The sequence below is a fragment of the Pseudarthrobacter xylosi genome (genome assembly GCF_055412765.1).
Genome location: NZ_JBVAYT010000014.1, coordinates 37,975 through 48,337 on the forward strand (window position 1 = coordinate 37,975; position 10,363 = coordinate 48,337).

Sequence of the window (10,363 nt, forward strand, 5' to 3'; positions counted from 1 at the left end):
TTGTGCACGGTTATCTTCTAAATATTGCGCTTTTGTCGCAGGTCAATCATCCCTAATCTCATGATTACAAGGTTTTCTAAAACGCCCGGGTTGCGCCCCAACAACCTGGCCTCCACGAATCGCACACTTAACCACGCCTCCCGGGAGGAAACACATGACAGCTCCAGTCTTGCCCATCAATTCACGCGGAAAACTCGCTTCATCCTTGCCTGCAGCGCAGCTGGCAGAAATCAGCGAGCTGTTCGACTTCCGGCGCGTGGGATATTCCCTCGATGCGCCCTTCTACACCGATCCCACGATTTTCAACATCGATATGCAGGCCATTTTTGGCCAGCACTGGATCTTTGCCGCCAGCATCGCCGAAGTGCCGGAGCCGGGAGACTACGTCACCGTCGACTATGGTCCCTACTCCCTGATCCTGCTGCGCAACGATGACGGCGGCGTGAACGTCCTGCACAACGTGTGCCGCCACCGCGGCGCCCGCGTCCTGACCGAGCCCGCCGGGTCAACGGGAAACCTGGTATGCGGATATCACTCCTGGACCTACTCCCCGGAGGGCAATCTGATCCACGCCTCGGCCCCGGGGGAGACGAAGTTCGACAAGGGCTGCTTCGGCCTCAAGCGCGCCCACGGCCGCGTGGTGGCCGGACTCATCTTCGTCTGCATTGCGGACGAGCCGCCGGCGGATTTTGACGAAACCGCCAAGATCTTTGAGCCTTACCTGGCGCCCCACGATCTGTCGAAGACGAAAATCGCCTACCAGCAGAACATCGTCGAGGAGGGCAACTGGAAGCTCGTCATGGAGAACAACCGTGAGTGCTACCACTGTGACGGCCACCCGGAGCTCGCCTGTTCCCTCTTTCCCACCTGGGGCCTGACGGAGGGCCTGATCCCGGCCCACCTGGAAGAAGTCTGGGACCGCAACAAAGAAGCACAGTCCTCGCTCGAGGAGCGTTGCCGCCGCTATGGCCTTCCCTACGAGGTGGTGGAGGAGCTCGACACACGGGTAGCTGGTATCCGCATCTCACGGGAATCGCTCGACGGTGAAGGCGAATCGTTCTCGCCCGATGGGCGCCGGCTCTCCAAGAAGCTGCTCGGCGACTTGCGGGACTTCCGCCTTGGCCGCTGCTCAATGCACCTGCAGCCCAACAGCTGGTTCCACTTCCAGGGGGACCACGTCATCACGTTCGGCTGTTTCCCCATCAACGAACATCAGACACTCGTCCGCACCACCTGGCTGGTAGCTGACGACGCCGTGGAAGGCGTCGACTACGACCTGGACAAACTCACCTACACCTGGAAGCAGACCAACCTCCAGGACAAGGCATTCGTAGAGCTGTGCCAGAAGGGCGCCGGCAGCCCCGCCTACGAGCCCGGCCCGTACATGAAGAGCGAATACCAGGTGGAGGCGTTCATCAACTGGTACGTGCAGCGCGTGCAGGAGCACTTGGCATGATTGAACTCCTCACCGAGACCGCCATCCAGGAACCACAGCGCATCCGCGGTCTTGAGATGCCGTGGAACAGGGTGATGGGCAGCACGGAGGGACCCGCGGGCGCTGCCCGCGCGTTGGGGCCTTGGCATCCGCAGGAGTTCATGGCCGAATGTGTGGAGGTCGTTCCCGAGGTGGGCGGCATGATGACCTTCATCTTCCGCCGCTGCGACGGTGCGCCCCTGGCGTTCCGTGCGGGTCAGTACGTCAACGTCGCGTTCCCCGTGAACGGCGAGGACCAGGAAGCAGCGGACCGCAGCTACTCACTGTCCAGTTCGCCCACAGAGCCGTGGACCTTCAACATCACAGTCAAACGCGACTCCACTGGACTTGTCTCACCGTGGGTGCACCAGAACGTCACACCCGGCACGGTCCTCGAAATGCTCGGTCCGGTCGGGGCATTCCACCTGCCTGATGCCGACCGCCGGGCACGGTACCTTTTGCTGGCTGCTGGCGCAGGGATCACACCCATCATGTCGATGGTGCGGACCATCCACTCCCTGCCCGGTCAGGCCGATGTTGTGGTGCTTTATCACGGTGCGGAAGCCGGAGGCTTTGCCTTCCACAAGGAACTGGCCTACATCGCCTCCGTGGACTCGCGGGTCAAGGTGTTCTACTCCCTGGGCGACCGCGGCAAACCCGAGGGATGGGAAGGGCTCACCGGTAGGCTGACGGCGGCCATGCTCGACGAGGTGTCCCCCGATGCCAACGGCCGCCAGGTCTATGCCTGCGGCCCCGAGGGTTACCTGAACATCGCCACCGAGCTCCTCGAGAAGGTCGGCGTCGACGACACATCCATCCATATGGAATTCTTCTCGGGAGACCGCCAGACGATCCTTGAATACCAGGCGGAGCTCGCGCTTGCAGTGGACATTGCGGAGGAAATCGCCGAGGAAATCGCCGACTCCGCCGAGGACTACTACGAAAGCCAGCCCAGCGCGTTCGGCCTCTACGAGCCCGGCTACGACGCCGAGGGAACCCTTAGGGCCACGGGGCTGCCGCTGGAAACCGTCGACCCGGAGGCGCCCTCTTCCGAAGCCTCCGACGGCAGTTCGGACGTGGGGGCGGAGCCATTTTCCCCTGATGCGTCGCGCTTCGACACGGTGGGAACGGGAAGCCTCACCCTGTCCTTTATGCGCACCGGCATCAACGTGCGCATCGATCCCGCCGAACACATCCTCGGGGCGGCCCAGCGTGCGGGAGTCAGGATCGGCGCGAACTGCAAGGAAGGCATGTGCGGCTCCTGCAAGGTGGTCAAGCTTTCCGGGGAGGTCGAGATGAACCACCAGGGCGGGATCCGCGCTCGGGAAATCGATGCCGGCAAGTTCCTGCCCTGCTGCTCCACCGCACGCACCGATATGGTGATCGACGCGTAGCCGCCAGCGGAACGCCTTCGTTGCCCCGTAGCGATATGCGCTGCACGTATCAATTGACCCAGCTTCACAAAACTGACAACAACTTCCTCACAGACAATCTGATGCGACCAGCATCGCCGTGAGGGTTCGATCGCCAACCCATAGGAGCCAATCAATGTCAGGTAACAAAGCCGTTGCATACAAGGCGCCGGGGATCGTGGAAATCATCGATACCCCGTTTCCCACCTTTGAATTGCAGGCCGGCCCCGGCGTCAATCCCGTCAATGTCGGCCGGAAGGTCCCGCACGGGGTCATCCTGCGCACCGTGAGCACCAACATCTGCGGCTCGGACCAACACATGGTTCGTGGCCGCACAACCGCCCCGGCCGGTCTCGTCCTGGGGCACGAGATCACCGGGGAAGTCATCGAGACCGGGCCCGACGTCGAGTTCATCAAGGTCGGGGACATCGTCTCGGTCCCCTTCAACATCTCCTGCGGGCGCTGCCGGAACTGCAAGGAGGGCAAGACCGGGATCTGCCTGAACGTGAACCCGGACCGGCCCGGGTCCGCCTACGGCTACGTCGATATGGGCGGATGGGTCGGCGGGCAGGCGGAGTTCGTCCTGGTCCCCTACGCGGACTGGAACCTGTTGCGGTTCCCCGATCGGGACCAGGCCCTGGAGAAGATCATGGACCTGACCATGCTCTCGGACATCCTCCCGACCGGTTTCCACGGTGCCGTCACAGCAGGGGTCGGCGTCGGGTCCACCGTCTATGTTGCCGGAGCCGGTCCCGTGGGGCTTGCCGCGGCGGCCAGTGCCCAGCTGCTGGGGGCCGCGGTGGCATCGTGGGGGATCTCAATGAGGATCGCCTGGCCCAGGCCCGATCCTTTGGCTGCGAAACCGTCAATGTGGCCAACGGCGACCCGGCTGACCAGATCGAGCAGCTTCTCGGCGTCCGGGAGGTCGATGCCGGTATCGATGCGGTCGGTTTTGAGGCCCGCGGACACGGACACGGTGCCGGGGCCCAGGAGGCGCCGGCCGCCGTGCTTAATTCGCTGATGGATCTCACCGCCGCCGGTGGGTCCTTGGGCATTCCAGGCCTTTATGTCACCGGGGATCCGGGTGCCACGGACGAGGCGGCCCAGAAGGGCAGCCTGTCCCTGTCCCTTGGCACCGGCTGGGCGAAGTCCCTCTCCTTCACGACCGGCCAGTGCCCGGTGATGAAGTACAACCGGCAGCTGATGATGGCGATCCTGCATGACAGGATCCAGATCGCCAAGGCGGTCAACGCCACGGCCATTTCGCTCCAGGATGCCCCGCGGGGGTACGCGGAATTCGATGCCGGAGCAGCCACGAAGTATGTCCTGGACCCGAACGGCTACCTCAGCAACAACTAGTCCGACGTAAGAAGGGGTTCCCTACAGGCAGGCCAGAGGGGTCGTTGCACCACCCAGACCGTGAGGGTGGTGCAACGACCCCCGGTCAACAACTGGTAGCCCCAAAGAATAGCGCTTCTTGTAATACAAGTAGTCTACTTGTATCATAAGGCTTAGGGCACTGCAGCCCGGACAGCCTGCTTTCGAGGAGCATCAATGAGTACCGTCGACTTCATCCGGCACGTCAAACTTTCCACCGCTCGGCTCCCGCTGGCCGTCCCCATCAGTGACGCCAAGGTGTTCACCGGCCGCCAGAAGCCCATGACCGAAGTGGTGTTCCTGTTCGCCGAAATCACCACCGAACTGGGCCACAGCGGCATCGGCTTCAGCTACTCCAAGCGCGCCGGCGGCCCCGCGCAGTACGCGCACGCCAAGGAGGTGGCCGAGGGACTCATCGGCGAGGACCCCAACGACATCGGCAAGATCTACACCAAGCTGCTCTGGGCCGGCGCCTCCGTGGGCCGCTCGGGTGTGGCCACCCAGGCCCTCGCCGCGATCGACATCGCGCTGTACGACCTCAAAGCCAAGCGCGCCGGCCTCTCGTTGGCCAAGTTCCTTGGCGCCTACCGGGACTCCGTCCAGACCTACAACACCTCCGGCGGTTTCCTCAACGCCTCCCTCGACGAGGTCAAGGCCCGGGCAACTGTCCTCCTGGAGGAAGGCATCGGCGGCATCAAGATCAAGGTTGGCTTGCCCGATTCCGCCGAAGACCTCCGCCGCGTAGCCGGCATCCGCGAACACATCGGCTGGGATGTTCCCCTGATGGTGGACGCCAACCAGCAGTGGGACCGGGCCACCGCCCTGCGCATGGGCCGCCAGTTGGAGCAGTTCAACCTCATCTGGATCGAAGAGCCGCTGGATGCCTACGACTTCGAGGGCCACGCGCACCTGGCAAACGTCCTGGACACGCCCATCGCCACGGGCGAGATGCTGGCATCCGTTGCTGAACACAAGGGCCTCATCAACGCCAACGGCTGCGACATCATCCAGCCGGACGCACCGCGCGTCGGCGGCATCACCCAGTTCCTGCGCCTCGCGGCCCTCGCGGACGAGCGCGGATTGGGCCTGGCGCCGCACTTCGCCATGGAGATCCATCTGCACCTCGCCGCGGCGTACCCGCGGGAGCCGTGGGTGGAGCACTTCGACTGGCTCGACCCGTTGTTCAACGAACGCCTCGAAACCAAGAACGGCCGGATGATTGTGCCGGACCGTCCGGGCCTGGGCGTGACCCTCAGTGACCAGGCCCGCGCCTGGACCACCGAGTCCGTGGAGTTCGGCGCGTAACCTAGAACGCATGAGCCGGAACCTGACCGCGGACCTCGCCGCCGACCTTCGCACCCGCATCGTGGACGGCGTCATCCAGCCCGGCGACAAGCTTCCCAGCGAAAACACGCTGATGGGCGACTTCGGTGTCAGCCGCACCGTGGTGCGCTCGGCGCTGACGCGCCTCCAGGCCGAAGGGCTGGTGGAAACCGAACGCGGGCGGGGCAGCTTCGCGCTGACCCCGCCCGACGACGGACCCCAGCCAGTTCCGGGCAGCCGGCCGGTGGCCAGCGTCGAAGACCGCCTCCACCTCCTCGATTTCCGAATGGGTGTTGAGGCCGAGGCCGCCGCCCTCGCTGCCCGAAACCACTCCGACCGCCAACTCAGGGCAGTCACGGCCGCCCTGGAACAGTTCACCTCCAGCGCGGACCATCCCGGCCACGCCATGAAGGCCGACTTCGAGTTCCACCGCGCCATCGCGGCCGCCTCCGGCAACCCCTTCTACTCGGACTGCCTGGCAGCACTCGGCCAGACGATGATCGCGATGCCGCGCACACGGCTGCTCACCGGCGCCGAGCATTACGCCCGCGACCACTTCGACCAGGTGGTCCACGAGCACCGGTCCATCGCCGCCGCCATCGCGGACGGCGATGAAAGCGCAGCAGCAGCCGCCATGCGGAGTCACCTGGCAAATTCCCGACGTCGTTTCAAGGCTTCGGTTCGTCCACCCGCCTAGGCGGGACGTTCAGTTCCCGCGGGCCAGCACGTGCCCCTTGAAGAACTCGGGCCGCAACCGGGACATCACCAGCATGATCAGCACGCCCAGCAGGATCACACCCATGCCCAGGATAAACACCATCCCCAGCCCGCCCACCGATGATCCGGAGCCATACTCGGGGTCCATGGAATCGGACGCGGTCTTGAAGAACATCACCAGCAGGATGACTCCGCCCAGCAGCGGCGCGAGGAATTTGAAGAAGAAGGCGCGGCCAGTGCTGAACGCCTGTGCCCGGAAGAACCAGACGCAGGCCAGGGCTGTGATGCCGTAGTAGAAGCAGATCATCATGCCCAGTGCTGTGATGGTGTCCCAGAGCGCGTTCTCTGAGGTGGTCCGGGTGACGACGTAGAAGGCTGCAGCGGCAACGCCCGCGGCGATTGTGGCGTAGTTCGGGGATTTGAAACGCGGGCTGACCTTGCCGAAGCGGGCCGGAAGTGCCTTGTAGTGGCCCATCGCCAGCATGGTCCGCGCCGGGGAGACAAACGTGGACTGCAGCGAGGCGGCCGAACTGCTCAGGATGGCGAGGGACATCAGGATGGCGAACGGTCCCATCACCGGCCCGGCGAGGACCGCGAAGATGCTCGACTGGTTGTCCGGATTCCCGGCGCCCAGGCCGGTTTCGCCCACTCCCGCAAAGGAAAGGGTTGCCAGCGCAACGGTCATGTAGATCACCACAATCACCACCACGGTGACAGTTGCCGCCCGCCCCGGAGTCTTCTCCGGATTCCTGGTTTCCTCGTTCATGGTCAGGGTGACGTCCCAGCCCCAGTAAATGAAGATGGACAGCGAGACCCCGGCAGCAAAGGCTGAGAAGGATCCAACCGCGAACGGGTTGAACCAGTCCGGTGAAATAGCGGTCGCATCAAATGCCGAGCCGTTGGCCACGTGGCTGAAGGCTGCAACGGCAAACCAGCCCAGCACCAACAACTGGAACGCTACCAACACGTACTGCACGCCCTTGGTGGCCTCCATACCCCGATAGGAAATCCAGCAAGCAAGGGCGATGAACACGAGGGTGGTAGCAATGTTCAGCGGCAGGTTCTTGCTCAGCTCGCCCAGCTCCGGGTTTCCGAACAGCTGGGCCAGCATGAGATAGAAGAAATCGACGGCGACAGCTGCCAGGTTGGACAGCACAATGATGGTGGCCGCAATCAGCCCCCAGCCACCCATCCAGCCGATCCACGGACCAAAGGCACGCGATGCCCACGTGAACGAGGTACCGGCGTCGGGCATGGCGTTGTTCAACTCGCGGTAGCCGAACGCCACCAGGATCATGGGGATAAAGCCCACCAGGAAGACCGCCGGCAGCTGAACCCCCACTTCCGAAACCGTGGGCCCCAGCGCCGCCGTCAGCGTGTACGCCGGCGCGATGCAGGAAACCCCGATCACGACGGCGCCCACCAGCCCCACCGCTCCAGCCTTCAGGCCCTTCCCGCTCAGGCCCTTGTCGGCCAGGCCCTTGTCGACGCCGCTGGCTGGCTGTGCTGTCACTTCTTTGGGACTCATGGCATTGCCTCTCGTATATCATTCGACGCTGAATGGGCTGGAGCTGGTGCTGGTGCGCTCAGCCGACGGCGGCCGCGACCGCGACCGCGTTTGCGTCACTGGATGCGCCCGCTTTGGCTGCGACGCCCGTCGCAGCCACGATGCGCGCCGCCGTGCGCTGGCCCATGCGGACGGCTCCGTCAACATGCTGGTAGCCTTCGGCGGCGAGGTCTGAGGAGCACCAGTAGATCGGACCCACAGGGGCATGCTGGTCCTTGCCGTAGCGGTGCAGGCCGCCCAGATCGTAGCTGGCGGCGTACGCGCCCCGGGTCCATTCCTCGGAGCCCCAATCGGATTCGTAATAGACCTCTGGCTCCAGGGCCCTATCCCCCAGGAACCCGGCAATGGACTCCAGCACCACGCGCTTCCGTTCGGCGGCACTCAACTCGAAGACGGCGTCGGCCTTTTCGTCCGAGATGAAGCCCACCAGCGTGCCGCGCGAATCGCCGTGGTTGGTGTTGTCGTAGACCTCCTGGACCAGCGAGCCGGCGCCGAATCCGGTTCCGGAGAGTCCGTCTTCACGCCAGAACGGCGTGTTGTAGACGGCGTGCACCTTGATCACCAGGCCCAGCGACTGGTGCTGGTGCATCTGGTGCTGCCGCCGCGGAAGCGGTGGATCAAACGAAACGCGCGAGTAGAGGTTCGGGGGAACAGCCATGATCACAAAGCGCGCATTCACGGTTGCCCGCTCCGATACAACACTGACGCGGTGCCCGCCTTCACCGTCATCGTCCCAGTGGACGGTGCGCACCGGACTGTTAAGTACGACGTCGGCACCCAGTTCCGCTGCCTGGAGCAGGGACACCTGCTGCATCCCGCCGATGACCCGCTTGTCCAGGATGAAGTCCTCGTCGGTGAGGTGGCTGAAGGACCCGGCGGAAGCTGCCATCAGGACCGCTTGCAGCGCCGAGAAGGCGTGTGCGGGCTTGGTGAGCATGCCGCCAGCGATGAACAGGCCGATGTTGTTGCACGCCTCTTCGTCGGCAGAATTGGCGCGCAGCCAGTGGTGGAAGGAGATCGTGTCCAGTTCACGGGCCTTGGGGTGCGCCCAGGGTTCGGTGGCGCCGATTTCAGCGGCGAGGCCGTCCAGGATGCCGATCAGCTTGTCCATTTCCGCGCCGGTGGCTCCACTCACCGGGAAGGAATCACCGGTGTAGCGGGTCTTCTCGCCGTGGGCGCCGATATAGACGGATTCGCCCTCACGGTAGCGGGAGTATGTCTGCAGGCCAAGCTCGTCCAGAAGCTCCAGCAGTGCAGTCTGGTCCGGGGAGACCCACTGGCCGCCGATTTCCAGCATGGCCCCGTCAATGGTGTCGGTCCAGGTCCGGCCGCCCACTCGGTCCCGTGCCTCCAGCACTGCCACACTGAGCCCGGCCTTCTTCAGCTCGCGGGCAGCGGTGAGCCCGGACGGTCCAGCGCCGACGATAACGACGTCGCGGTCAAGATTCAGCATGATGTCCTCTCTGTGGCCATTCAGTGATGAATACCACTAAATGAATGCCATTCATTTATTAGAACTATAGCTGTTGCGCGGCCCGCGAGGAAGAGGCCGGTGGAATAATGCTGGGGATACTGCACGCAGAAAGGCCAGCAATGCCGGCATCACCCGCCGATTCACTCAGCACCAGGGAGCACGCAACCGCGCCGAAGACCGGTGTGGCACGGCGTCGCGCGGGGCGGCCCGCCGCTGCCGTCCTGGACCTTGCGGGCATCACGGCAGCGGCCCTGCACCTCATCGGGAGGAACGGCTACGACGGCCTCACCATGGCAGCACTGGCCCGCTCACTGCACGTGGCGCCGTCGGCCCTCTATAACCATGTGGAATCCAAGCGGGAGGTGCTCCTGCTCGTGGAAGACCACCTGACTGCCCTGGTGGACGTGACCGCGTTCGCGGCGGATCCCTGGGAGTCGGCGGTGCGGAAATGGGCCTGGAGTTACCGGGATGTCTTCGCGGAACACACGCCCCTGATTCCTGTCATCGCAGTACTTCCCGTGACGGACGCACCCCAGACCCTCGCCATGTATGAGACCGTCAGCGCCGGATTCCGGACGGCCGGATTCCCGGAAGAGCGGATCGTGTCCGCCATCGTGGCCCTGGAATCATTCATCTTCGGATCCGCTTACGACGTCACGGCCCCAGCCGACATATTCGAATCCGGCAGCATGGCGGAGTCGACGCCGAGCTTCACCGGAGCAGTCCGGAGCCTCGCCGCGCAAGGGCACGAGAAACCGGCGGACGTGGCTTTCAGCTTGGGGCTTGAGGCACTTATTGCGGGTTTCGGGGCGTTACGGGCGTAGTCGCAGGACCTATTGGCGGCCTGACAACAATTCGGCCCCAGGGTTAAAAGAAAAGAACCCCGGTCCGAAGACCGGGGTTCCTTTGATTGCGTGCGCGAGGGGGTGTCTAGTTTCACGACATAGTTCACAGGTGAGTCGGGACATCGTTCACAGTTGACACTTCACCGGTGAGTCGGGACATCGTTCACACTTTGG

Annotated in this window: 7 protein-coding genes and 1 pseudogene; 6 read left to right on the plus strand and 2 right to left on the minus strand. The window is 64.0% G+C overall.

Features of this window, described 5'->3' with window-relative positions; all coding sequences use genetic code 11:
- Positions 1-154: 154 nt before the first annotated feature.
- The 5 genes and pseudogenes from ACZY1F_RS20455 to ACZY1F_RS20475 all read left to right on the plus strand — a co-directional run bounded on the left by ACZY1F_RS20455 (position 155) and on the right by ACZY1F_RS20475 (position 6,283).
- Positions 155-1,456, plus strand: a complete 1,302-nt coding sequence (locus ACZY1F_RS20455; RefSeq protein ID WP_463944263.1) for an aromatic ring-hydroxylating oxygenase subunit alpha — start codon at positions 155-157, stop codon at positions 1,454-1,456.
- The gene (locus ACZY1F_RS20460; protein ID WP_463944264.1) at positions 1,453-2,868 is read left to right on the plus strand and encodes a ferredoxin reductase; all 1,416 of its coding nucleotides are present in this window, start codon (positions 1,453-1,455) and stop codon (positions 2,866-2,868) included. The genes ACZY1F_RS20455 and ACZY1F_RS20460 overlap by 4 nt, the downstream gene beginning before the upstream one ends.
- 154 nt (positions 2,869-3,022) lie before the next feature.
- Positions 3,023-4,245 (plus strand): annotated as a pseudogene (gene fdhA, locus ACZY1F_RS20465) (formaldehyde dehydrogenase, glutathione-independent).
- Between the two features lie 195 nt (positions 4,246-4,440).
- The gene (locus tag ACZY1F_RS20470) at positions 4,441-5,568 is read left to right on the plus strand and encodes an L-talarate/galactarate dehydratase (protein WP_463944265.1); all 1,128 of its coding nucleotides are present in this window, start codon (positions 4,441-4,443) and stop codon (positions 5,566-5,568) included.
- Between the two features lie 10 nt (positions 5,569-5,578).
- Positions 5,579-6,283: a FadR/GntR family transcriptional regulator gene (locus ACZY1F_RS20475; RefSeq protein WP_463944266.1), complete on the plus strand. Its 705-nt coding sequence runs from the start codon at positions 5,579-5,581 to the stop codon at positions 6,281-6,283.
- 9 nt (positions 6,284-6,292) lie between these two features.
- Here ACZY1F_RS20475 and ACZY1F_RS20480 read toward each other — a convergent pair whose 3' ends face one another.
- On the minus strand, positions 6,293-7,831 hold the full coding sequence (locus ACZY1F_RS20480) for an APC family permease (RefSeq protein ID WP_463944267.1): 1,539 nt from the start codon (positions 7,829-7,831) through the stop codon (positions 6,293-6,295).
- Positions 7,832-7,889: 58 nt separating this feature from the next.
- A complete protein-coding gene (locus ACZY1F_RS20485) occupies positions 7,890-9,323 on the minus strand; it encodes a flavin monoamine oxidase family protein (RefSeq protein ID WP_463944268.1) in 1,434 nt (477 codons plus the stop codon).
- 107 nt (positions 9,324-9,430) lie between these two features.
- Here ACZY1F_RS20485 and ACZY1F_RS20490 point away from each other — a divergent pair, with 107 nt between their 5' ends.
- On the plus strand, positions 9,431-10,168 hold the full coding sequence (locus ACZY1F_RS20490) for a TetR/AcrR family transcriptional regulator (protein ID WP_463944269.1): 738 nt from the start codon (positions 9,431-9,433) through the stop codon (positions 10,166-10,168).
- Positions 10,169-10,363: the final 195 nt, after the last annotated feature.

What these genes read in the sequence shown, in the direction of transcription:
- ACZY1F_RS20455 (WP_463944263.1), top strand. Translation starts at nt 155, where the DNA reads ATGACAGCTCCAGTCTTGCCCATCAATTCACGCGGAAAACTCGCTTCA.
- ACZY1F_RS20460 (WP_463944264.1), top strand. Translation starts at nt 1,453, where the DNA reads ATGATTGAACTCCTCACCGAGACCGCCATCCAGGAACCACAGCGCATC.
- ACZY1F_RS20470 (WP_463944265.1), top strand. Translation starts at nt 4,441, where the DNA reads ATGAGTACCGTCGACTTCATCCGGCACGTCAAACTTTCCACCGCTCGG.
- ACZY1F_RS20475 (WP_463944266.1), top strand. Translation starts at nt 5,579, where the DNA reads ATGAGCCGGAACCTGACCGCGGACCTCGCCGCCGACCTTCGCACCCGC.
- ACZY1F_RS20480 (WP_463944267.1), bottom strand. Translation starts at nt 7,831, where the DNA reads ATGAGTCCCAAAGAAGTGACAGCACAGCCAGCCAGCGGCGTCGACAAG.
- ACZY1F_RS20485 (WP_463944268.1), bottom strand. Translation starts at nt 9,323, where the DNA reads ATGCTGAATCTTGACCGCGACGTCGTTATCGTCGGCGCTGGACCGTCC.
- ACZY1F_RS20490 (WP_463944269.1), top strand. Translation starts at nt 9,431, where the DNA reads ATGCTGGGGATACTGCACGCAGAAAGGCCAGCAATGCCGGCATCACCC.